The organism is Ignavibacteriales bacterium (assembly GCA_016709155.1).
Taxonomy (GTDB): domain Bacteria; phylum Bacteroidota; class Ignavibacteria; order Ignavibacteriales; family Ignavibacteriaceae; genus JADJEI01.
Genome location: JADJEI010000001.1, coordinates 1,196,209 through 1,220,620, shown reverse-complemented (window position 1 = coordinate 1,220,620; position 24,412 = coordinate 1,196,209). Strand labels below are relative to the sequence as shown.

The 24,412-nt window shown below is 37.7% G+C and carries 20 protein-coding genes, 2 rRNA genes and 1 pseudogene; 17 read left to right on the top strand and 6 right to left on the bottom strand.

From position 1 onward, the window contains the following. Positions 1-59: 59 nt before the first annotated feature. The 16 genes and pseudogenes from IPH11_06120 to IPH11_06045 all read left to right on the top strand — a co-directional run bounded on the left by IPH11_06120 (position 60) and on the right by IPH11_06045 (position 17,502). A 23S ribosomal RNA gene (locus tag IPH11_06120) occupies positions 60-3,064 on the top strand. 91 nt (positions 3,065-3,155) lie between these two features. Then, a 5S ribosomal RNA gene (gene rrf / locus IPH11_06115) occupies positions 3,156-3,272 on the top strand. A 79-nt stretch (positions 3,273-3,351) separates the two neighbouring features. After that, complete coding sequence (locus IPH11_06110; GenBank protein ID MBK6913244.1) at positions 3,352-3,816, top strand: DUF2269 family protein; 465 nt, start codon at positions 3,352-3,354, stop codon at positions 3,814-3,816. A gap of 208 nt (positions 3,817-4,024) precedes the next feature. After that, entirely contained in the window at positions 4,025-6,451 is a 2,427-nt protein-coding gene (locus IPH11_06105) for a heavy metal translocating P-type ATPase metal-binding domain-containing protein (GenBank protein ID MBK6913243.1), read from the top strand. Further along, a complete protein-coding gene (gene ccoS, locus IPH11_06100) occupies positions 6,439-6,609 on the top strand; it encodes a cbb3-type cytochrome oxidase assembly protein CcoS (protein MBK6913242.1) in 171 nt (56 codons plus the stop codon). Before IPH11_06105 ends, ccoS begins: the two co-directional genes overlap by 13 nt. Positions 6,610-6,644: 35 nt before the next feature. Next, positions 6,645-8,774: a cytochrome-c oxidase, cbb3-type subunit I gene (ccoN, locus tag IPH11_06095; protein MBK6913241.1), complete on the top strand. Its 2,130-nt coding sequence runs from the start codon at positions 6,645-6,647 to the stop codon at positions 8,772-8,774. A 13-nt stretch (positions 8,775-8,787) separates the two neighbouring features. Continuing rightward, complete coding sequence (locus tag IPH11_06090) at positions 8,788-8,994, top strand: cbb3-type cytochrome c oxidase subunit 3 (protein MBK6913240.1); 207 nt, start codon at positions 8,788-8,790, stop codon at positions 8,992-8,994. Then, on the top strand, positions 8,969-9,838 hold the full coding sequence (locus IPH11_06085; GenBank protein MBK6913239.1) for a c-type cytochrome: 870 nt from the start codon (positions 8,969-8,971) through the stop codon (positions 9,836-9,838). Before IPH11_06090 ends, IPH11_06085 begins: the two co-directional genes overlap by 26 nt. 22 nt (positions 9,839-9,860) lie before the next feature. Beyond that, positions 9,861-11,326, top strand: a pseudogene (ccoG, locus tag IPH11_06080) (cytochrome c oxidase accessory protein CcoG). Beyond that, on the top strand, positions 11,313-11,765 hold the full coding sequence (locus IPH11_06075; protein ID MBK6913238.1) for a FixH family protein: 453 nt from the start codon (positions 11,313-11,315) through the stop codon (positions 11,763-11,765). The pseudogene ccoG and the gene IPH11_06075 overlap by 14 nt, the downstream one beginning before the upstream one ends. Before the next feature lie 11 nt (positions 11,766-11,776). Then, positions 11,777-12,490, top strand: a complete 714-nt coding sequence (locus IPH11_06070) for a sulfite exporter TauE/SafE family protein (GenBank protein ID MBK6913237.1) — start codon at positions 11,777-11,779, stop codon at positions 12,488-12,490. A 144-nt stretch (positions 12,491-12,634) separates the two neighbouring features. Further along, positions 12,635-15,418: an excinuclease ABC subunit UvrA gene (gene uvrA / locus IPH11_06065; protein MBK6913236.1), complete on the top strand. Its 2,784-nt coding sequence runs from the start codon at positions 12,635-12,637 to the stop codon at positions 15,416-15,418. Positions 15,419-15,480: 62 nt separating this feature from the next. Then, complete coding sequence (locus tag IPH11_06060; GenBank protein MBK6913235.1) at positions 15,481-15,918, top strand: hypothetical protein; 438 nt, start codon at positions 15,481-15,483, stop codon at positions 15,916-15,918. A gap of 305 nt (positions 15,919-16,223) precedes the next feature. Next, entirely contained in the window at positions 16,224-16,538 is a 315-nt protein-coding gene (locus IPH11_06055; protein ID MBK6913234.1) for a hypothetical protein, read from the top strand. A gap of 15 nt (positions 16,539-16,553) precedes the next feature. Next, positions 16,554-16,907 carry a quaternary ammonium compound efflux SMR transporter SugE gene (gene sugE / locus IPH11_06050; protein MBK6913233.1) on the top strand — a complete coding sequence of 118 codons (354 nt, stop codon included), beginning with the start codon at positions 16,554-16,556 and terminating at the stop codon, positions 16,905-16,907. An 88-nt stretch (positions 16,908-16,995) separates the two neighbouring features. Further along, positions 16,996-17,502 (top strand): DinB family protein, encoded by a 507-nt coding sequence (locus IPH11_06045; GenBank protein ID MBK6913232.1) that lies wholly within the window; start codon positions 16,996-16,998, stop codon positions 17,500-17,502. Here the strand turns inward: IPH11_06045 and IPH11_06040 are convergent. Together IPH11_06040 and IPH11_06035 are read right to left on the bottom strand one after the other, a co-directional pair. Continuing rightward, complete coding sequence (locus tag IPH11_06040) at positions 17,499-18,776, bottom strand: 3-deoxy-D-manno-octulosonic acid transferase (protein ID MBK6913231.1); 1,278 nt, start codon at positions 18,774-18,776, stop codon at positions 17,499-17,501. The two genes, IPH11_06045 and IPH11_06040, sit on opposite strands and share 4 nt — an antisense overlap. Continuing rightward, positions 18,773-19,819 (bottom strand): glycosyltransferase family 9 protein, encoded by a 1,047-nt coding sequence (locus IPH11_06035; GenBank protein ID MBK6913230.1) that lies wholly within the window; start codon positions 19,817-19,819, stop codon positions 18,773-18,775. The genes IPH11_06040 and IPH11_06035 overlap by 4 nt, the downstream gene beginning before the upstream one ends. Before the next feature lie 58 nt (positions 19,820-19,877). Between IPH11_06035 and IPH11_06030 the strand changes: the two genes are divergently transcribed. After that, positions 19,878-20,144, top strand: coding sequence for a hypothetical protein (locus tag IPH11_06030; protein MBK6913229.1), 267 nt, complete (start codon positions 19,878-19,880; stop codon positions 20,142-20,144). Between the two features lie 18 nt (positions 20,145-20,162). Here IPH11_06030 and IPH11_06025 read toward each other — a convergent pair whose 3' ends face one another. The 4 genes from IPH11_06025 to fbp all read right to left on the bottom strand — a co-directional run bounded on the left by IPH11_06025 (position 20,163) and on the right by fbp (position 24,401). Continuing rightward, positions 20,163-20,870, bottom strand: a complete 708-nt coding sequence (locus tag IPH11_06025; GenBank protein ID MBK6913228.1) for a hypothetical protein — start codon at positions 20,868-20,870, stop codon at positions 20,163-20,165. A 20-nt stretch (positions 20,871-20,890) separates the two neighbouring features. Further along, positions 20,891-21,640, bottom strand: a complete 750-nt coding sequence (locus tag IPH11_06020) for a hypothetical protein (protein MBK6913227.1) — start codon at positions 21,638-21,640, stop codon at positions 20,891-20,893. 269 nt (positions 21,641-21,909) lie between these two features. Then, positions 21,910-22,536 (bottom strand): hypothetical protein, encoded by a 627-nt coding sequence (locus IPH11_06015; protein MBK6913226.1) that lies wholly within the window; start codon positions 22,534-22,536, stop codon positions 21,910-21,912. Positions 22,537-23,381: 845 nt separating this feature from the next. Then, the gene (gene fbp / locus IPH11_06010; GenBank protein MBK6913225.1) at positions 23,382-24,401 is read right to left on the bottom strand and encodes a class 1 fructose-bisphosphatase; all 1,020 of its coding nucleotides are present in this window, start codon (positions 24,399-24,401) and stop codon (positions 23,382-23,384) included. Positions 24,402-24,412: the final 11 nt, after the last annotated feature.

The following is a 24,412-nucleotide window of genomic DNA, read 5'->3' as shown; positions in this document are numbered from 1 at the left end:
CAAATGTTTTACTGAGTCTAATAACAAAAAGCACAAATTTATCTGTGTATAAAAATTTTGATTAAGTTACTAAGGGCATACGGTGGATGCCTTGGTACGAGAAGTCTATGAAGGACGCGACTACCTGCGATATGCCACGGACAGGCGGAAATAGCCTAAGACCCGTGGATCTCCGAATGGGATAACCCGTCTCGAGTAATGTCGGGACATCCGCAACTGAATTCATAGGTTGTGTGAAGACAACCCAGGGAACTGAAACATCTAAGTACCTGGTGGAAAATAAAGCAATAGCGATTTCCCTAGTAGTGGCGAGCGAAAAGGAATCGGTCTAAACCGTCTAACATGTTAAAGGAAGTAACCGTTGTGTTAGCGGTGTCGCGGGGCATTTTTAGGCTGAATTACTAATAAGCCGAAGAGTTACAAATTGTATTATTAGCTGAATATTTTGGAAAGTTTAACCATAGAAGGTGATAGTCCTGTAAGCAAAAATAGTACAACTCTTTGAAAAGTGTTCCCAAGTACCACGAAGTAAGTGGAATTTTGTGGGAATCCGGGAGAACCATCTCCTAAGACTAAATACTCTCTCGTAACCGATAGCGAATAAGTACCGTGAGGGAAAGGTGAAAAGCACTCCTAGCCGGAGAGTGAAATAGTACCTGAAACCGTATGCTTACAAGCAGTTGGAGTCCCGATTTATCGGGATGACAGCGTGCCTTCTGGATAATGAGCCAACGAGTTACTCGTACGTTGCCAGGTTAAGTTTTTAAGAAACGGAGCCGAAGCGAAAGCAAGTCCTAATCGGGCGACTAAGTAACGTGCGGTAGACGCGAAACCGTGTGATCTACCCTTGTCCAGGATGAAGCCCCGGTAAAACGGGGTGGAGGTCCGAACTAATGTGGGTTGAAAACCGCTTGGATGAGGTAAGGGTAGGAGCGAAAGGCCAACCAAACTCGGAAATAGCTCGTATTCCTCGAAATAGCTTTAGGGCTAGCCTCGAGTTATAGTGTAGCGGAGGTAGAGCACTGATTGGGCTAGGGCCGTCACAACGGTACCAAACCCAGACAAACTCCGAATTCCGTTTACATGTTTCTCGGGAGTCAGGCAGTGGGGGATAAGCTTCATTGCCAAAAGGGAAACAACCCAGATCATCAACTAAGGCCCCTAAATAGTAGTTAACAGAGAAAGGATGTTGAGTTGCTTAGACAACTAGGATGTTGGCTTAGAAGCAGCCATTCATTTAAAGAGTGCGTAATAGCTCACTAGTCTAGCGACTCGGCGTCGACAATGTACGGGACTTAAACTACTTGCCGAAGTTATGACCCCGCTTTGCGGGGGGTAGAGGAACATTCTATCTGCATTGAAGGTGTGGTGCGAGCCATGCTGGAGCGAATAGAAAAGCAAATGTTGGCATAAGTAACGATAATGCCGATGAAAAATCGGCACACCGAAAATCTAAGGTTTCCTGAGCAATGTTAGTCATCTCAGGGTTAGTCGATCCCTAAGCCGAGGCTGAAAGGCGTAGGTGATGGAAAACAGGTTAATATTCCTGTACCTGGTGTGTAGCGACTAAGAATTGTAAGGAGTGACGCAGAAGTGAAGACCAGCCGCCTGTTGGATTAGGTGGTCTAAGCGCGTAGGTTGAAGATGCAGGCAAATCCGTATCTTCTTAAGACCGAGACGCAAATGGGAGTCCCTAGGACACAAACTGGTCGTAAGCATACTGCCGAGAAAATCTTCGTACAAGAGTTGCATATCAGATCGTACCGCAAACCGACACAGGTAGATGAGTTGAATATACTAAGGTGCTCGAGTGAGCCGTGGTTAAGGAACTCGGCAAACTGACTGCGTAACTTCGGGATAAGGGGTGCCTTTAGTAAGTAATGCTGTACAAGCAAAGCTGAATAAGGCCACAGTAAAATGGCCCAAGCGACTGTTTAACAAAAACACATGTCTCTGCGAAGTCAATCAAGACGATGTATAGGGACTGACACCTGCCCGGTGCTGGAAGGTTAAGAGGAGATGTTATCGCAAGAGAAGCATTGAATCGAAGCCCCAGTAAACGGCGGCCGTAACTATAACGGTCCTAAGGTAGCGAAATTCCTTGTCGGGTAAGTTCCGACCTGCACGAATGGTGTAACGATTTGGGCACTGTCTCAACCACGGGCTCGGTGAAATTGTGGTACCGGTGAAGACGCCGGTTACCCGCATATGGACGGAAAGACCCCGTGCACCTTTACTGCACCCTAACATTGGGTTCGGGTAAAGTATGTGTAGCATAGGTGGGAGGCTTTGAAGCCGGGACGCTAGTTTCGGTGGAGCCAACGGTGAAATACCACCCTTGCTTTATTTGGATTCTAACCTCGGTCCTTGAATCAGGATCAGGAACAGTGTTAGGCGGGTAGTTTGACTGGGGCGGTCGCCTCCTAAAATGTAACGGAGGCTCTCAAAGGTTCCCTCAGCACGGTTGGTAATCGTGCGGCGAGTGTAAACGCAAAAGGGAGCTTGACTGCGAGACTTACAAGTCGAGCAGGTGCGAAAGCAGGAGTTAGTGATCCGACGGCTGCGAATGGAAGTGCCGTCGCTCAAAGGATAAAAGGTACGCCGGGGATAACAGGCTGATCTTACCCAAGAGTTCATATCGACGGTAAGGTTTGGCACCTCGATGTCGGCTCATCGCATCCTGGGGCTGAAGAAGGTCCCAAGGGTTTGGCTGTTCGCCAATTAAAGCGGTACGTGAGCTGGGTTCAGAACGTCGTGAGACAGTTCGGTCCCTATCCTATGCGGGCGAAGGATACTTGAGAAGGGTCGCTTCTAGTACGAGAGGACCGAAGTGAACGTATCTCTAGTGCACCAGTTGTCACGCCAGTGGCATCGCTGGGTAGCTATATACGGTTGTGATAAGCGCTGAAAGCATCTAAGCACGAAGCACGCTTCAAGATTAGGTATCCCTCCCGATTTATCGGGACTAAAGACTCCTCGGAGATTACGAGGTTGATAGGCTGCAGGTGCAAGTTCCGTAAGGAATTCAGCCGAGCAGTACTAATAAGTCGTGAGGCTTAATCAATTATTTTATATACAGATCTATCTATGCTTTGTTAGACTCGCTCTACCAGCTTTCTTTTTATTGAGTTTGCTAAATGCAATCAAGTTTAAATTTTGGTGGTTATAGCCTGGGTGTTACACCTCTTCCCATTCCGAACAGAGAAGTTAAGCCCCAGAACGCCGATGGTACTACATGCGCAGGTGTGCGGGAGAGTAGGTCGCTGCCAAATTTATTTTATAACCCCGTTTTTATAAGCGGGGTTTTTTATTTTAAAGTTTATTATTTTATTAAATGGAGATAGAAGAATTATGGTGTATCTGATTTTAAAACTTGTGCTCGTTATTACTTCAATTATTTTCTTAGGAAATATTACAATTGTTCCTTTTTGGAAATCGCGAGCTGACCAGGGCAAGGACAGATTAAGAATTGCTGAAACTTTTGAAGCAATCCAAAAGGCTGATAAATATTTTACTATGCCCGGCGTTATACTTCTTTTAGTATTCGGAATTGGAGCTGCCGGACATGCAGGTTATAATTTTTTGGAAACAGATTGGATATTTCTATCATTGATTTTGTATTTCATATCTGCTGTGGTTTTTATGGCTAAAGTAATTCCTTTGCAAAAGAAAATTTTAGTTTTGTGTTCGAATGAAAAACTATTTAGTTGGGATGAATATTCTAAGTTATCAAAACAATGGGATTTATGGGGTACGGTTGCAACTCTATCTCCTTGGGTCGCAGTAGTTTTAATGATTTTGAAAACTGATTTTTAATTTCACGCAAAGATTTTTTATACCTAAGTTCTATTTTCTGAGAATTGAATCACTTAGCGTTTTTTATATTGGCAGAAAATTTTTAGTGTTCTTGAAAATTTTTATAAATCGGATTTTTTAATCTGCTATATTTATTAACCAAATATTTTTCATTTATGTGAAAACAAAGCTAAACTTTTGTAACTCTCATTTTTAGTATGTTTACTTAATGCCAGCACCAGAACAAATTCAAAAGGAACTGATTTGTTATCACTGCGGAGAACATTGCATTGACGATTCAATCTTAATTGATGATAAAGCTTTTTGCTGCAATGGATGTAAGACGGTTTATGAGTTATTAGATCAAAACAAACTTTGTAATTATTATGATTTGGAAAAATCTCCCGGGATAACTCTTTCCGATCTAAACCTGCGAAAACTTGACTACCTTGATGATTCCTTAATTCAATCGAAATTAATTGATTTTAAGGATGAGAATATCACCACAGTAACATTCAGTATTCCACAGATGCACTGCAGCTCCTGTATCTGGTTACTGGAAAATTTGTCTAAAATAAACTCAGCTATATTAGATTCCAGGGTTGATTTTCTAAAAAAGAAATTGAACATAAGATTTGCTAATAATGAAAGCAGTTTAAAAAATATAGTTGCGCTATTAGCCTCAATTGGGTACGAGCCCCAGTTGAATATAGAATCAACGCAAGGGTACAACAAACCTTCTGTAAGTAATAAATTATATTTTAAAATTGGAGTTGCAGCTTTCAGTTTTGGGAATATTATGCTGCTTAGCTTTCCCGAATATTTATCAATTGACAAATCGGAATTCTTCTATCGTCAAATTTTTGCCTACCTGAATTTAATATTAGCACTACCGGTTTTTTTCTATTCAGCAACAGAATACTTTCTATCAGCTTATAGAAGTTTAAAGAAAAAAGTTATTAATATTGATTTCCCAATATCAGTCGGAATTATAGTGATATTTATTCGAAGCATTTATGAAATATTTATTACTCATGGAGCAGGATATTTTGACTCACTTACGGGGTTAGTTTTTTTCCTTTTAATCGGGAAATTATTTCAACAGAAAACTTATGACTCACTAAATTTTGAAAGAAGTTACAAATCATACTTCCCACTGGGAGTGACAATAAAAATCGACAACATAGAGAAAACAATTCCAGTTGCAAATCTTCGCGTGGGTAATCGGATAATCATCAGGAAGAATGAAATTATCCCTGCTGATGCTATACTTTTTAATGGGGAGGGGAATATTGATTACAGCTTCGTTACTGGTGAATCTGTACCAATCAAAAAAGTTTCGGGCGAACTAATCTATGCTGGTGGAAGACAAGCTGGCGGCACTATCGAACTCGAAGTTATCAGGGAAGTTTCTCAGAGTTATTTAACTCAACTTTGGAATAATGACTCTTTTATTAAAAATTCTGAGAGCAATTTCGCAACACTATCAGACATGATTAGCAAATACTTTACCATTGCGATACTTATAATTGCAGTTGCAGGATTTGCTTATTGGTTCACAATTGACCCGGCATTAAGCTGGAATGTTTTAACTGCTGTATTGATTGTCGCATGTCCCTGTGCGCTTGCCCTTTCAACACCGTTCACTCTCGGCAATACGATGAGAATTTTTGGGCGGAATAATTTTTATTTGAAGAACGCTCAAGTTGTTGAAGAGCTTTCGAAAATTGATGCGATTGTATTTGATAAAACCGGAACAATCACACAGACTTCTAAATCTGAAGTTAAGTTTGTTGGCAATCAATTGAATGAATTCCAGTTAGAAATGGTTCGCTCTTTGGTTAGGAATTCAACCCATCCTTTGAGCAAAAGAATTTTTGATTCAATAAATACTGAGCGCCATTTGGAGGTTCAAGAATTTGAGGAACATACTGGCAGCGGGCTCTCGGGGAAAATTTACGGGAATATAGTTAAAGCTGGTTCTAAAAAATTTGTTGAGGTTGATACAACTCAGATAAATGACTCTTCCGGAATAGAAAGCACAAGAGTTTATGTCTCCATCAATGATGCAGTGCTCGGATATTTTGTAATAAAAAATCAATACAGATCTGGTATTGAAAACACTCTTAAAAAATTGGGTAAAAAATTTAGTTTGTTTTTACTTTCGGGAGATAATGAAAGTGAAAGGGAAAATCTCAAAAAATATTTTGCTTCAGATAGCAAGTTGATGTTTAATCATTCACCTCAAAACAAACTTGCATTTATTAAGAAATTACGCTCATCAAATAGAAATGTTTTAATGGTGGGGGATGGATTAAATGATGCTGGTGCATTAAGCGCGGCAAGCGTTGGAATTGCTGTAACCGAGGATATAAATACTTTCTCACCCGCTTGCGATGCAATTCTTGCGGGCAGTCAATTAATAAAATTATCTGAATTTATTCAGTTTAGCCGAACGAGCGTTAAAATAATTTTGTTTAATTTTGCTGTATCAATTGCTTACAATCTTTTTGGATTAAGCATTGCATTGCAGGGGTTACTAACACCTTTGCTTGCGGCGATTTTAATGCCGCTAAGTTCAATTACCGCTGTAGTAATTGCAACTCTATCAACAAATTTAATTGCAAGAAAGAGAGGTTTATTATCTCGGTCATAGCGGTATTGATTTTAATAAGCGTATTTGTTGCATTAGGTTTTTTGATTTTGTTCTTGTGGGCTGTAAAAAGCGGACAGTACGATGACACATATACACCCTCAATCAGAATGCTTTTTGAAGATAAAAACAAAAATAAATCGGACAATAAAATCAATTAATAAAAAATATTCTTTCAGTTCAATAAGGAGAAAATATGGAGTTAGAGAAGTTCTATTACGACAACAAAATAGTAAAGAACTTTGCTTTAGCATCGATCTTTTGGGGAGTGATTGGAATGATTGTGGGTTTGCTGATCGCTTCGCAGCTATTTGCCCCCTCGCTTAATTTTAATATTCCTTTTTTGACTTTCGGTCGAATCAGACCACTCCATACAAATGCAGTCATTTTTGCTTTTGTTGGCAATGCAATTTTTATGGGAATATACTACTCGCTGCCACGGCTGTGTAAAGCACCAATGTTTAGTAAACTTCTAAGCAAGATACATTTTTGGGGATGGCAGTCAATCATAGTTGCAGCAGCTATTACACTTCCTCTTGGAATTACCACAAGCAAAGAATATGCTGAGCTTGAATGGCCCATTGATATTGCTATCACTTTAATCTGGGTTGTCTTTGGTATAAATATGATTGGAACTATAATTAAAAGGAGAGAAAGTCATATCTACGTTGCAATTTGGTTTTATCTTGCAACCTGGGTTACAGTAGCCGTTCTCCATATTACAAATTCAATTGAATTACCGGTAACATTTTTAAAGAGCTACCCGGTTTATGCCGGTGTTCAAGATGCATTGGTTCAGTGGTGGTACGGGCATAACGCAGTAGCATTTTTCTTAACAACTCCCTATTTGGGTTTGATGTACTATTTTATGCCGAAAGCAGCCAATAGACCAATCTATTCATACAGGTTATCCATTATTCATTTTTGGGCATTGATATTTCTCTACATCTGGGCTGGTCCCCACCACCTTCTATACACAGCTTTACCTGATTGGGCACAATCATTAGGCACTGTATTTTCAATAATGCTTATTGCCCCAAGCTGGGGGGGAATGATAAACGGACTGCTTACTTTAAGAGGAGCTTGGGATAGGGTTCGGCAAGATCCAATATTGAAATTCTTAGTTGTAGCGGTCACAGCTTACGGTATGTCAACCTTTGAAGGTCCGATGATGTCACTTAAGAATGTAAATGCCATTGTACATTATACTGATTACATTGTTGCTCATGTTCATATTGGAGCTTTAGGCTGGAATGGATTTTTAACATTTGGAGTATTGTATTGGTTGATCCCGAGACTTTGGCGAACTGAACTTTATTCAAAGAAACTTGCCAACATCCATTTTTGGATTGGAGTACTTGGGATTGTGTTTTATGCTTCGTCAATGTACTGGTCAGGAATTGCCCAGTCATTAATGTGGAAACAATTTACTGATCTCGGTGTTCTTCAATATCCAAATTTTCTTGAAACTACACTTCAGATTATTCCGATGTATATTATACGAGCTATCGGCGGTACTCTCTACCTAACAGGAGTTGTTTTATTAGTATATAATGTTTATAAAACAATCAAGCAGGGATCGTTTCTTGCTGAAGAAGAAGCCGAAGCTCCTGCTCTTCATCCATTCAATGATCCTTTCAAAAAAGGAACAAGACATCGCTGGCTTGAAGGAAAACCAATTTATTTTACTATAACAGCTTTAGTCGTTATTCTAATTGGCGGACTTGTTGAATTTATTCCCACTTTTCTTGTCAAGTCCAATATTCCAACAATTGCAAGTGTAAATCCTTATACCCCCCTTGAGCTGCAGGGGCGTGATATTTACATCAGAGAAGCATGCAACAGCTGCCACTCCCAAATGATTCGACCATTCAGATCTGAAACAGAGCGATATGGGGAATATTCAAAAGCCGGTGAATTTGTTTTCGATCATCCATTTTTGTGGGGATCAAAACGTACAGGACCGGATTTGCAGCGCGAAGGAGGGAAGTATCCGAACTTGTGGCACTACCTGCACATGGAAAATCCCACTTCAATGTCTCCAGGATCCATTATGCCAAATTATCCCTGGCTGATCGAAAATACTTTGAACACTACCACTACTGCGGCAAAGATAAATGCAATGAGATCACTTGGTGTTCCTTATCCGGAAGGATATGAAAATATTGCAAATGATGATTTAGTTAAACAGGCAGAAGAAATTGCCACTGACTTGCAAAATGCCGGCGCACCTGCTGAACCTGATAAAGAAATAATCGCTTTGATTGCTTACCTGCAAAGGCTTGGCAAAGATATTAAAGCAAATAATCAATCGGCAGTAAAGTAGAGGAGAAGTAATTATGTTTGAAAATTATCTTAGTTCAATCGAAGGAGTGGGGATTTACCCAATCATTTCCCTGCTGGTCTTTTTTATATTCTTTGTCGCATTAGCTATTTGGGCGATGAGAGTTGATAAAAATTATTTGAAAAAAATGCGCGAACTTCCTCTTGAAGCAACTAAACCTCAGAATAATAATTTTAATGGTGGATACAATGACAAACTTTAAAAAATTATTTACAGTCCTTTTTAATTTATTTTTATTCTTAATTACACCGCCGATACAAGCTCAGACTAATAATCCTGATTTACCGGATAATTATTATCAGCTTGTTGCGATATTTATAATCGGCATTTTACTTATGATAATTGCTGCTTTCTTTTTATTTGGCATGGGGGAGGGAAAACCCAAGCCTGCCGGATATATCTCTACCTGGAGTAAAATCAGACAGATTCTCACACGCTCGACACCTGTAGAAAAAGAAAGCGAAGTTTTATTAGCTGATCATGATTTCGACGGAATTAAAGAACTCGATAACAGTGTGCCGCCATGGTATTTGTGGCTGTTTTATCTGACGATTGCTTTTGCAGTTTATTATTTATTAGACTATCATGTTTTCGAATCAAGCCCGCTAATGGCTGCAGAATATCAAGCTGAAGTTAAAAAAGCAGATGAAATTAAAGCCGAACTTATCCGCAGTGGTGCATTAATTACTGAAAATACAGTTACGGAATTAACTGATGCTGCTTCACTATCATCGGGCAAACAAACATTCGCAACTTTTTGTGTCGCCTGCCACGCTGCCGATGGGGGTGGTTTAGTTGGTCCTAATTTAACTGATGATTACTGGATACATGGCGGTGGAATCCAAAACATATTCAAGACCATCAAATACGGTGTCCCTGCTAAAGGCATGATTAGCTGGCAGACTCAGTTGAGTGCGGTGCAGATGCAGGAGGTGGGAAGCTACATAATGTCGCTTTACGGAACCAAGCCTGCTGCACCAAAGGAACCACAAGGTGATCTTTATTCACCCCAAATTGATTCTACTTCAGTTCAGCCGGGAAGTTAATTTAATTAGAATATGATTTTTTATGGAACAAAAATTAGAAAAAGAAAAATCCGAAGTTGAAATATTACAAGCTTCGGAAGAAAATAAAGAATTCAGGAACAGACTTGCAACGGTTACTAAAGAAGGCAAACGAAAATGGATATTTCCTAAGAAACCTTCCGGCAGATTTTATAACGCAAGAACTTTAGTAAGTATTTTCCTGCTGGCATTTTTATTTGGCAGTCCATTTATTAAAATAAACGGACAGCAATTTCTTCTTTTTAATTTTCCCGAAAGAACTTTTGTCCTATTCGGTCTGCCTTTCGGTCCACACGATTTTCATATTTTCGTGCTTGCGATGATTGCGACAATTGTATTTATCATTTTGTTCACTGCTGTTTTTGGAAGAGTTTTCTGCGGATGGGTTTGTCCACAGACTATTTTTATGGAAATGGTGTTCAGGAAAATTGAATATTGGATCGAAGGCGATTTTCGTGAACAGATTAAATTAAAAGCCTCACCTTGGACGGGAGAGAAATTTTTTAAGAAATTCACAAAGCACTTAATCTTTTATTCAATCTCTTTTGTTATCGCCAATTTTTTCTCGCTTATGTCATCGGAATGGATAAGCTGCTTTCCATAGTATCGCAGCCCCCTTCAGCAAATCTTAAAGGATTTATTGCAATTCTTTTCTTTTCCGGTGCATTCTACTTTGTATTTTCTTATTTCCGTGAACAAGCCTGCACAGTTGTTTGCCCCTATGGAAGATTACAAGGCGTGCTTCTCGATCAGGATTCCATTGTTGTTGCTTACGATTATAAACGTGGCGAACCCAGGGGTAAAATAAAAAAGACTGACGCAGAATCTAAAAAAGGTGATTGTGTTGATTGCCATCTTTGCGTGGATGTTTGCCCCACCGGCATTGATATTCGCAACGGCGTACAATTGGAATGTGTTAATTGCACAGCGTGTATTGATGCCTGTGATGACGTTATGACCAAAGTTAAACGCCCAAAAGGATTGATTCGTTACGCTTCTCTTAATGGAATTGAGAAGGGTACAAAGTTAAAATTTACTTCGAGAGTGATCGGGTATTCTATTTTGCTGGTTGTGCTGCTATCAGTTATTGGTTATCTGCTTGCGACACGCACCAACTTCAGTATAAATGTTTTGCGTACACCGGGGCTTCTTTTCCAGGAACAGCCGAATGATAAGATCAGCAATTTGTATGATTTGAATATTGTCAATAAAACTTTTGACCCAACTTCAATTGATCTAAAACTTAAAGGCATTGACGGCGAATTAAAATTAATCGGGAATAAAATCGTTTTAGGTTCACAGGAAATTGATGATGCAAAATTTATGATAGTTCTGCCGAAATCCGAATTAGAGAAAATGAATACCCCAATTACAATAGCCGTTTATGGGAATGACAAACTACTAACAGAGATCAATACTTCTTTTCTCGGACCTGTTAAACATAAAGTTGATGAAGATGAAAAAGATTAATTTTAACTGGGGAACAGGAATTCTAATCACGATTATTGTTTTTATGATAATCACACTTGGTTCAGTTTTTACTTTTATGAACGAAAAAGTTGATCTTGTCACGGAAAATTATTATGAAAAGGAATTGAAGTATCAGAGGCAGATTGATAAACTTAACCGAACGCACGAACTGAGAATGGAAGTTGATATTCAATTATCAAATGCCGGAATTGTTTTAACTTTCCCCGATTCGATAAACACCGGGAAAATTATTGGTAATGTTTTTCTCTATCGTCCGTCCGATTCAAAGTACGATGGTAAACTGCCTGTTCAAATAAATGAAAATGGTCAGATGATAATATCAACTGCAAAACTTATCAAGGGATTTTGGAAAGTCAAAGTTGAATGGAGTGTTGATAACGATTCATTCTTTTCTGAAAGCTCATTGATCATTCAGTAACCCATTTAATAATGTTTAATGTAGAATTACTTTCGGCGCTTGCAATTGGTTTTTTCGGAAGCTTCCATTGTGTCGGCATGTGCGGACCGATTGCTCTTGCCCTCCCCGTTCCAACTTCCAATAATCTTTCTTTTATTGCCGGAAGGGTTTTATATAACGTTGGACGGGTAATTACATATTCTTTCCTTGGCGCTGTATTTGGTTTTATTGGAAGCAGATTTTATATCTATGGCTTTCAACAATTTTTATCAATTGGTCTCGGCGCAGCAATACTTATAACTGTACTTACTCCGCGAAGTCTGAAAACCAGGATCACGCAAAGCGAAATCGTTAGGAAAATATCATCACCCATTAAAAATTCAATTGGAAAATTATTTTCGCACGCATCTTTCTCCTCAATGTTCTTGATTGGATTATTAAATGGACTGCTTCCTTGCGGATTTGTTTATGTTGGATTAGCCGGTTCAATTGCTTCGGGCGATGCAATTACCGGGGCTTCGTTTATGATCCTTTTTGGATTCGGTACAATTCCTGCTATGCTTGCAGTTTCGATATTCGGAAAATATTTTTCGCTTAAGATCAGAAATAAAATCAACCGTGCCGTACCTGCCCTTGCAGCAATGCTTGCAATAATATTTATCCTTCGCGGGCTTAATCTCGGGATCCCCTACCTTAGTCCCGGACTTTCACAACAGCCATTCAGTACTGAAGAAATGTGTGAATAGAAACGATATTTATTCTCTAAACAGCTAAGGTTTAGTGAGGAATACACCCATTCGTAGAAAACATCGGAGGTTTAGATTTTCATTTTCCATCCACTTATTTCAAATCAATTTATTACATTAACTGTTCAAAATTATTTTATTGAAATGACAGATAAATCAATTCCATCCAAAGAACGAAGAATAATAGTAAAAGGTGCTCGGCAGCATAATCTTAAAAATATTGATCTCGATATTCCAAGAAACAAGCTGATCGTTTTTACAGGCGTAAGCGGCAGCGGAAAATCTTCGCTTGTGTTTGATACAATTTATGCCGAAGGACAGCGCCGGTATGTCGAAAGCCTCTCTGCCTATGCGCGGCAGTTCCTCGAACGAATGAACAAACCTGATGTTGATTTGATACAAGGAATAAGTCCCGCTGTGGCTATCGAACAAAAGACCGGCTCACGAAATCCGCGCTCAACTGTTGGAACAACTACTGAAATTTATGATTACCTCCGCTTGCTTTTTGCACGCATTGGCAAAACTATTGGCTTTCAATGCGGCAGTGTTGTTAAGCGCGATACAACCACCACCGTTTCTGACTGGCTCGAAGAACAAACTGAAGGCAGTAAGTTTTATTTAGCTTTTCCACTTCACGAACACGAACATCATAAAATTAAAGATGAAATTGACTTACTAAAAAAGCGAGGATTCTTTCGTGTTTACTATAATAACTCCTTAATTGATTTGAATGAAAAGAGAATCTCTCCTAAGAAAAAAACTGATGTTAAAGTTGTGGTTGAAAGATTTAAAGTTGAAAAAGGAAAAATGAGGGAAAATCTTGCCGATTCAATTGAAGTTACTTTTAAGGAGGGTGAAAACAGAATCGTGATCATAAATGCTGAAACCGGCGAGCAAAAAGATTTTAATAAATATTACGAGTGCTGTGGAATCAGATATGAAGAACCGGAGCCGAGATTTTTTTCTTTCAATAATCCATTCGGTGCGTGTCCGGTTTGTCAGGGCTTCAGTAAAACAATCGGCATTGATATGAATCTTGTCGTGCCCAATCCAAATCTAAGTATAATTGATGGAGCCATTGCACCATTTAAATCTCCAAAGTATAGCACCTACCTTCGCGATCTTGTTCAGAATGCAAAACAGTACAAAATACCATTGCGTATCCCTTTTAAAGAATTAACCGATGAACAAGTAAGCGCTATTCGCAACGGTTTTGGAACTTATATCGGCATTGATAAATTTTTTGAAAAGCTCGAAACTAAAACTTACAAGATGCACATTCGCGTGCTGCTCAGCCGATATCGCGGCTACACAACTTGCTCGGCTTGCAAAGGTTCACGTTTACGAAGAGAAGCTTTGCAAGTGAAAATAGATGGGAAATCAATTCATGATATTATTAAAATTCCTATCGATCAAGCACTATTATTTTTTACTCAGCTTAAACTGAATGACTATGATCGAGTTGTTGGTGATAGATTGCTTCAGGAGATAATTAAACGTTTAACGTTTTTAAGTAATGTTGGGATTGGTTATCTAACATTAGATAGATTAAGCAGCACACTTTCAGGAGGAGAGACGCAGAGAATAAATCTTGCAACTTCACTTGGTTCATCATTAGTAGGAGCGCTTTATGTATTAGATGAACCCAGTATCGGTCTTCACCCGCGCGATAACTTACGACTAATTAATATTTTGAAAAAATTAAGAGATTTAGGCAACACAGTTCTTGTAGTGGAACACGATCCCGATATGATGAAGCATGCCGATCTGATTGTGGATATGGGACCAAAGGCGGGTGTAAACGGAGGCGAGATAATTGCTCTGGGTACTTTTGAAGAAATAGTAAAAAACGAAAAATCCCTGACCGGCAAATATTTATCGGGGAAGATGGTAATTCCTGTTCCATCAACAAGAAGAACAAATGAGAAAAAAGAGATTAGGATAACAAGTGCTTCCGAAAACAATTTAAAAAATATTAATGTTGATATCCCTCTAAATAAATTTGTAGTTGTGACAGGTGTGAGCGGTTCGGGAAAAAGTACTCTAATCCACGATGTACTATACGCAGGACTGGCTAAGATGCGTGGCTATGCCCCCTCCAATGTTGGAAAGTGCGAGGAAATCAAAGGCGGGCAGTATATTGATGAACTTGTAATCGTGGACCAATCGCCAATCGGAAAATCGCCGCGCTCTAATCCTATCAGCTATGTAAAAGCATTCGAGCATATCAGGGATATTTTTGCATCAACACATCAATCCAAATCACGAGGTTATAAACCGGGATATTTTTCCTTTAACGTTCCCGGCGGCAGATGCGAAACATGCGAGGGGGATGGATTCATCAAAGTCGAAATGCAGTTTCTTGCCGACCTTTATCTTCAATGCGATGACTGCGGCGGGACACGCTTCAAAAAGGAAATTCGCGATGTAACTTACCGCGGCAAAAATCTTGTTGACGTATTAGAAATGACAGTTGATGAAGCACTCATTTATTTTGATGGTGATGTTAAAGTTACAAAGTACCTTCAAGTTCTCGCCGATGTTGGGTTGGGATATATCAAACTCGGGCAGCCATCCAATACTGTGTCGGGCGGTGAAGCTCAGCGAATAAAACTTGCCTCCTACCTTGCGGCTCAGAAAGATCTCAGACACATTCTTTTTATTTTTGATGAGCCAACCACGGGACTTCACTTTGACGACATTTCAAAATTGCTGAACTGTTTTAATCTGCTAATCGAACGCGGCAATTCAGTTGTGATAATCGAACACAATCTTGATGTAATAAAATGTGCTGATTATATAATTGACCTCGGACCCGAAGCTGGGGAAAAAGGCGGGGAGATTGTTGCAACCGGAACTCCTGAGGAAATAGCATTGAATGAAAAATCCTGGACAGGTAAATATTTGAAGCCTATATTAAATATCTAAATGTAATAGCTTGACATTTTGATTTCTGTTGTTTACGTTTGACTAAGATTTACGGAGTTTATATGAAATCTATTATAGCTGTTCTATTGTTTATTTTTATTACCCCTTTTATTTTTGCTCAGAATAATTTCAGCATAGAACTGAAGGGCGTTAAAACATTATTAGATTTATCTAAAGATTTGTCTTATTGGAACGATGGAGTGGGGGGGGAAATAAGTGCAAAGTATTCACTAACTGCTCATATAGCAACTAATTTATTTTTCGGTTATTCTGAGTTTCAATATTCCGGAAGAGGCTTGGGGCTATTGATTATTCCAGAAGACCATGCAATTTACACGGGAGAAAAAACTAAAATGGTTACTCTTACACTCGGAGCGAGCCTTAAGCGAGGAGATGCATTTATCTCACCAATATTTGCAATTGTATTTGGTGGATATTCGCTCAATAAAGGTTCGGTTTGGATGGATGTTTATGATATGCAGAATGTTTTTATTTATTAGTCGAGAGATGAAGAAACCGGAAAATCTATTTCCGGATTAATGTTTAATGTTTCTCTCGGGTTCTCTTTGAACTTAATTGAAGGACTGGGGCTGAATATTATGGCAGGTTATCTGGATTTATTTAATCAGAATAATAACTTGTATCCAATTTCAGCAGGAGTTGAATTTAGAGTTCCATCGTTTTAGTTAGTGCTGAAATAATTCGTACTAAAAAATATTTCCGATATATGTTATGCTTATGAATTTTATCATATTATAGAAGTTGGAATGAAATTATTCCTCCAACTTTAAAATCTAATTAAAAAATGAAAAGTAATTTCAAATACGGTCTAATAATATTCTTCTTATTATTTATCATCATTAGTAAAATCAACTCTCAAGATGTGAAAAACATTATGAATCACAGCGGCACAGTAAAATTATTAATAAAAGAACCGGCTTTATTTGTAGTCGTTCCCGATTCATTGACTGATATTAGATTTCTCCCGGATTCAATTCCCGATCAATTTAAAATTGACGGCTGTCGAATTATTTTCAGCGGAATCATTGGAGAGGTCCCTGCAAATCAAAGGCTGCCGGGAACACCATTAAGAATTACTAAAATTAATTTTGAAGAATAAACTTTGACCAGAACAATTACTTCTTTACTTCAACATCTCACTCCATTTTATGCATGGTTATTGCTTTTTATTGCAGGCTGTTTTGAGGTCGCTTGGGCTATAGGGTTAAAATACTCCGAAGGATTTACGAAGCTTACTCCAAGTATTTTTACAATTGTTTGTATGATAATAAGTATGGGATTACTTGCGATCTGTATAAAAGTCTTACCTGTGGGCACAGCTTATGCTGTTTGGACAGGGATTGGTGCAGCCGGTACAGCAATACTTGGAATCATTTTATTCGGAGAATCAAAAGAAACAATAAGAGTATTTTTTATTTTCCTAATAGTTGCAGGAATAATCGGCTTAAAAATTTTTTCAGATAAATAAGAAATTACACTGATAATACAAATTAGATTTATTATTTTATTGTAGTTCAGAAAATCAAATTTGCCAATGCAATAAAAGGAGTTTTGCTATGCGTCCTTCGGCTAATGATTATGCGCCTTACTATTCGAGATATATTGACCTTATTGAGGGTGAAAATATTCTTCATCTCTTGAATGAACAATCCATTAAAACACAGCAGATACTAAATTCATTTCCAGAATGGAAAGGCAGATATGCTTACGCTGAAGGCAAGTGGACAGTCAAGCAAGTTATTGGTCACCTGATGGATGTTGAAAGAATAATGGCATATCGTGCGCTCTGTATTGCGCGCAATGAAAAAAAACCGTTGCCGAGCATGGAGCAGGATGATTATGTAAGGGAGGGGAAATTTAATGAGCGGGAATTGTTCGATCTGAACTACGAGTTTAGATTGATTCGTGAAACGAACATGCTTCTATTTAAAAGTTTTGATGAAGAAGTATTAAGCCGGAAAGGTATTGCGGCAGAGAAAGAAGTTTCGGTGCTTGCACTTTTATTTATTATCGCCGGTCATGAAAAACATCATATTGATATTTTAAAGGAAAAATATCTTTAAATGTACTTATAAATTTCTTCAAGAATTTTTGAAGTTGCACTCACATTTCTTTTAACATAATCAAGCGCTGCTTTTCCCTTTTGATTCCGGGATTCGTCATCGTTTAACAAAGTTCGAAGATTTCTATACATCACTTGTTTGTTCTTTACTAAGATACCGCCGCCATTAGTAATAAGATCGCGGGCTTCTTTCGAGTTTTCTATTTTAGGACCAAATATTACAGGGATACCATAAACAGCGGCTTCGAGTACGTTATGAATACTATTTTTAAAGCCTCCGCCAACAAATGCAACATCTGCGTAGGAATAAAGCGATAGTAATATTCCAATAGAATCAACAAGAATAATTTGTTCGTTGTTGTAATTATTCAAATATGAAAATCTGATCGTGGAAACTTTACCCGCAAATTCATTCTCAATATTTTCAAGATGAATTAAAGTAGGCTCGTGCGGTGCAATGATAAATAAAATATTCTTTTCATATTTTGCCAGCGCTTGAAATACCGGTAAAATTATTTCTTCATCCTGTTCCCATGTGCTTCCTGCCACTATAACTTTTTTGCCCTCGTAAAGATTTTCATTCAGCAGACTTTTTTCTTTAGCAACGAGGCTTTGCTGATAAACCCTGTCGAATCGTGTATCGCCAACAACGCGCAGCTGCTTTTCGGTACAGCCAAATTTCTTAAAATTTTGCAAATCATCTTCAGCAACAGTTAGTATCCTGTCCAAATCTTTAAATAAATATTTGTGAAAATTTTTTATTATTGGTAAAAGTCTGGTTGAATCTGAACGCATTGTTGCATCAACAATAAATACAGGGACACCCTCCTTTATCATTGTCCAGATATGATTTGGCCAAATATCATATCGCATCATTATAGCGATTGCGGGTCTTACAATATGTATAAATGTTTTCGCATTATGTGCTGTATCAAATGGAATGTAGCTTACAATGTCGGCATACGGATATTTAAGTGAATTCTCATAACCTGAAGGTGAAAAAAAAGTGACTATTAGATTAACTTCCTTTTCCTTTTTCAACTTTTGAATAATAGGTTTTGCCTGTTCAAATTCCCCCAGCGAAGATGAATGAAACCAGATTACAGGTCTTGATTTGTCTAATCGTAGGGCAGTAATGATTATATTTTCAAAAACTCTTTTGCGTCCATTTATCCCCCGTTGGGTTTTACTGTTAAAAAACCCTAACAAACGCAGCGCGGCATAAAGATGAGGTATAACTATAAAATTATATAAAAATTGCCAGACGGTTTTCATAAATGCGTTAATAGCTCAGTTATGTTTTCGAAAACAAATTCGGGTGAAATATCACTCATACATTTGAAATGCCCTTTGGGACAATGATCTTTACCAATATGTGAACACGGTCTGCAACTTAATGAATTGTTTTCTATAATTATATTTTTGTTTATGTACGGCGTAAATCCGAACTCCTTTACTGTCGAACCAAGTATAACTGCGGCTGGCACTTTGACCGCTGAGGCAAGATGCATCAGCCCGGAATCATTGCATACAATTGCTTTACACATTTTCATATCTGCAGCAGTTTGAAGAGCATCATTATCATTACATAAATTAATTGATCCGCTAATTTTCGAGGAGATTTCAGAACAGATACTCATATCATCCTTACCGCCGAACAGCACAACAGAAAACCCATTCTCAGTCAGAATATTTCCGAGTGTGATAAAATTTTCTTTACCCCACATTTTTGTGAAATGCCGTGAACCTGGGCAAAGTCCAATAAGATTAGTTTTGTTCAATAGTCCATCACTATGAACTTTGTCGGTGTAAAATTCTAACCCCTCCTTGTCAGAAGCCAAACCGGAAACTGTTTGAATATATCTTTCTGGAATCGGAGGCAGGTTTTTAAGTAAATTTATTTTGAATTTAACTAATAAGAATTTCCTGATTGAATGCTTATTAAATCTAAAGATTATCAATTGTATCCCTCTTAATAGTAACCGGCTGCGCAAGTTATTTTGAAGATCAATAACCAGATCATATTTGTTACGAAGTAAACTTGCTCGAAGTGCTGCAATTTTCTTTTTATCGTTTTCATAAACTAAAATTTTATTTATAGCAGGATTCAGCTTCAGTAAATCGTAATATTGTTTACGCACTATAAAATCTATTTTAGCATCTTTATCATATTCTCTTAGCACTCTGATCAAAGGGGTCGTAAGCAGTACATCGCCAAATGAACTTAATCTGATTATAAGAACCTTATTTAATTTTTCGGGGATCAATATTCTTAAAATTTTTATTTTAAATTTATGAAAGAACGGAACTACTTTCATTGTTTAATTGGAGATTACTTGAGGTTATTTTAAGTTTGAAATAAAAAAAAGAGAAATTATGACGACACTTCCTCCCCCAAACACAAAACATTTTTCAAGTGATTCCTTAGAGAAAAAAGTTTATACCATAACTGAAAGCTTTGCTGAGTTTCTTCCTATTGCAAATGACCGCAATAGGCTGGGCTACAATCTATTTAAATATATGACGGGAGAAGGCGACCCCCCGCTCACGATTGTTAAAAACTGTAAACTTACGCTTAAAGGTATTAGCGAAACAGAACTCGCCGGTAAGATAAAAACTGAACTCGAGAGTATTAAGAGATAGTTTTATTGATTTATGGATTTATTTGCACGTTCCAGGAATAAAATTTTTCGACCAAATTCTATTAAGTGGTTCTTCAGGAATTAGAGAAGGAGTAAGGTAAAATTCCACTCGGCTTACAGAATCTAGGCATAATTGAATATTGATAACTTTATCTTTATGATAATTTTGTGAAATGCAAACAGCTGTAAAAAATCCAGGTAATATGTTATTTATACAAAAATCACCTTTTTCATCGGTGTTATCACTCCACCAAGGAAATTCTTTTAAAAAAACAAAGGCCTGATTTATTGGTTTGTTACTTGTTCCATCAATTACTTTACCCGCTATACTGCAGTTTGGGCTTAGCCCATAATCTTTAATTTTTGAATGAAAAGTGAAAGAATGTTTTATCCAAGATATTGTATCCTTTCTTAACGCAATAAAATATTCTAATGGTAAAATTGTTATAGAATCATTGACTACATTGATACTTTCAACAATAATATTAGTATTATTTAATTCAGCAGATAGTGTGTATAATCCTAGGTCCAAATTATTAACAAAAGCTATTCGCTCATTAAATGGTTCAATAATTAATTCTTTTTCTAATAGCACAAGAGTAGTAGAATTAATATCATCATATGCAATTAATAATCCCCCCGTTTCCTTCTTCCCAAAACTATTTAATTCAATACTTGTACAATTCTGGCAAAGAAAAACTATTAGTAATAATAACATGTATTTCATTATTATATTTTCTATTCTGTTTATTGGTTACCTTTAGAAATCTGATGTCCGATAATAGGGCTATTCTCGGTTCTTGCTTTAACATTCCGCTGTAAATATGAAAATGAGTTTATTGAGTTTTCTATATCAGGTGACTTTACTTGTATAGTTTGAGCTTCTATTTGCATATATTTTTGTACTTCAACAGGGGTTAAAGTATTATCAGGTGTTCCTTCAAAACCCTCAATTTCTCCTTCTTGGTACTTATCTTGAAAAACAATGATATAAGCTCTACCTTCACTTGAACCGAAAATTCCTCCCAAGCCAAAAGCTAGTCTGACAAATTTTCTATCCTTGTGTTTAATAATAATATCAATTCGCTTCCCTTTCTTTAGATATAATCCATAAGTACCACTTTCATATCTCTTGATTTTTATTTGGCTGGAAAATAATTCTTGACAACCTGAAATACTTACATACTCGCTATCGGTTTCATTTTCATATCCTCTTTTTAAGGTTACTATTATCGAATCATCGCTTTTATATTCCAGCTTATCAAAACCGATTTTGATATCTGATGAATAACCAGCTTTATGAAAGCTTTCGAGATAAACATTTTTGCCTTTTGTGTCCTCTGGTTTTGCCCAATATCCTTTTACATTTTGCTGTCGCGCCAGATCAATCTTATCCTGATCAACAAAAAATTGAGAGAAACCAATAGAAGAAAAAAGAAATAAAAAAACCGAAACAGAAATAAACTGTTTGCACAGGTTGGAAAAAGTAGTTCCCATAATTGAACCTCACGGAAAATAATTTATAAATTTATTTATTTTAAGTTAAATGGTTCACCTTTAACCTTTGTTAAACATAAATCATTTTTTTATGAATGGCAATATCAAAAGCAATAAATTTTATTTTATTAGGCGAATCATCCCGCAAATAAAATATCAGGGCTGCTGCACAAGCTGATTGATTAACCGTAATTCTTCTTATTGTTTTTTTTTATTTATTCAACTTATACAACAGCCCCTTGGAACATTAACAGCGAACGATATACATTTTAGTCTATCAGGGCAACCACTCTTATTACATCGCTCTCAAGCCCAACAGGGAGATCGCCTTTCAAGTATCTGAGTTTGTAATAACGGGTTTCGGGTTTACCGGGCACAACGTTTTTACGCTTGTCCTCAAAGGGAGAGCGGGTGTCGCGTCCCAACTCGGTGTAAGTCACTCCGTCATAACTGGCGAAGATAATTACCCCATCCATATGTTTTTTAATCCAGTCAATAATAACCTGGTCACTGAGAACAGTTACCCCGGTAATAACCGGTTTAGCTGTGTTATAGTCAACGGGGGGTTTATCAACCCGGAAACCAAGCGCTTGCGCATCTGCTTCATCAAATGCTGTATGATCCTGAATGCGTCTGATCTCTTTAAGCAGACCATCCTTTACTGTGAACAGAAGTTCATTTTGAAGGGTGGTGCTTTGCTGGGCTGTTTCTGCATCAGCAACGGCTTTGTTGATTGCCGCAGTGGAATCAGTAATCCAGGTTCCAAGTTGTGTTTGGAATGCAGGTGTACTGCTATACTTGGCAGCAAGTCCTGCAGTCAATTTGTCCTTGAAATTCTGGAGGTAGGGAACAACACTCCCTAACAAGGTTGGATAAAAGACTCGTTTTCGTGACATTTTATTGTCTCCTTTTATTTAATGATTTGATGAAGAATTACAGTTAAAAAAACCTCATTATTTGCATTAAAAACAGCCTATAAAATTTAAAAACCTTCGAAAACTGACTATTTTAAGCCCTTTTAGGCTTTTTGGTGACCCGCATGCATATCCAAATGCCTCATTTGGATATTGAAATGGCATACTTGAATGATCTAAACTCAAAATGAACATCCAAGAGCCTCATTTGGATATTCAAACGCCACATTTGGATATCCAAATGCCACATTTGAATCACCAAAAATCAACTTCATTATCTGAACGCCTCGCTTGCATATCCAAATGCCTCGTTTGGATATTGAACCAGAGTGCAAAAATTCTACTTATCAGCCTTAAAAATTCAAAATTTACCTGCCGCAATTACCTGAATAATATCAGATTTTCGAACTGTGTACGTTATAGAAAAAACTACTTACCCGGGTTCCCTCAAACAGAAATCCAGATTCTGAACAAAGCGCACGAAAATTGTCAGTTGGCTGACGCATTTGATGTAATAGTTCTTGAAACCGTTAAAACGGTTTTCAAAATAAAACGGTCAGATTCTCAACGGGATTAATCCCGTTGAGAACCTGATAAACAAAAAAATAATAACCGTTTCAACGGTTTATATAGTAAGATGGAAATTCAATTATTTATTCCCCTAACACACTTATAAAGCTTTGAATCCTCAACATAAAAACAACGCTCGGCATTAAACTAAAAAAAATTCTGAAAAATTCTAATTCCTCTGTGTCTTCTCTGTGGAACTCTGTGTCACTATTCCTAATCCATAACACGGAGAGACACAGAGAATTTTTAAGAAGTTTCTATTTACCAAGTTCTTCTTTCTTCAAGAAATCTTCAACTACAGTTACATCATAAGGACTGCCGATATAAATCGGTACTCGTTGGTGAAGGCTTGATGGCTGTACTTCTAAAATTCTTTGTTTGCCGTTGATTGCCCGTCCACCTGCTGCTTCAACTAAATAAGCCATCGGGTTGCATTCATACATCAATCTTAATTTGCCATTGGGACTTCTTGAATCGGAGGGGTACATAAATATTCCGCCGTAAAGTAATGTGCGATGAATATCAGCAACCATCGAACCGATGTAACGACCGGAGTATGGTCTGTTTGTTTCTTTATCTTCGCGCTGTAAATATTTAATGTATTTTTTTAGACCGGGATGCCAGTACAAATAATTACCTTCGTTGATGCTGTAGATTTTTCCTTTCTCAGGAATTTTTATGTCTTCGTGTGAGAGAATAAATTCGCCGAAGGAGGGGTCAAGCGTAAATCCATGCACGCCATGACCGGTAGAGTACACCAGCATTGTACTTGATCCATAAACAACATACCCTGCAGCAACCTGATCTACACCTCTCTGCAAACAATCTGCAAGTGTACCGCGTGTGCCTTCAGGACTCTTTCTTTTGAATATAGAAAAAATAGTTCCGATATTAATATTCGCATCAATATTTGATGAGCCGTCAAGCGGATCAAACAGAAGAACGTATTTGCCAACATTAAACTGATCGGGTATGTGAATAATATCCTCCTCCTCTTCCGAAGCCATTGCACAAAGATGACCTCCATGATCCATCGCTTTGACAAGCATTTCGTGAGCGAGTATATCCAATTTTTTTACTTTCTCTCCATGGACATTTTCGCTGCCTGTGAAGCCAATAATATCTATTAAACCTGCTTTGTTGACTTCGAGCGAAATTACTTTTGCAGCCAGAGATAGATCGTGCAGAAGGTCTGAAAGTTCACCGGTTGCCTCGGGGTGCATTCTTTCTCCTTCGATGATATGACGGGCGAGAGTCATGAATTTTACTGTAGGCATTTGTGCTTTCC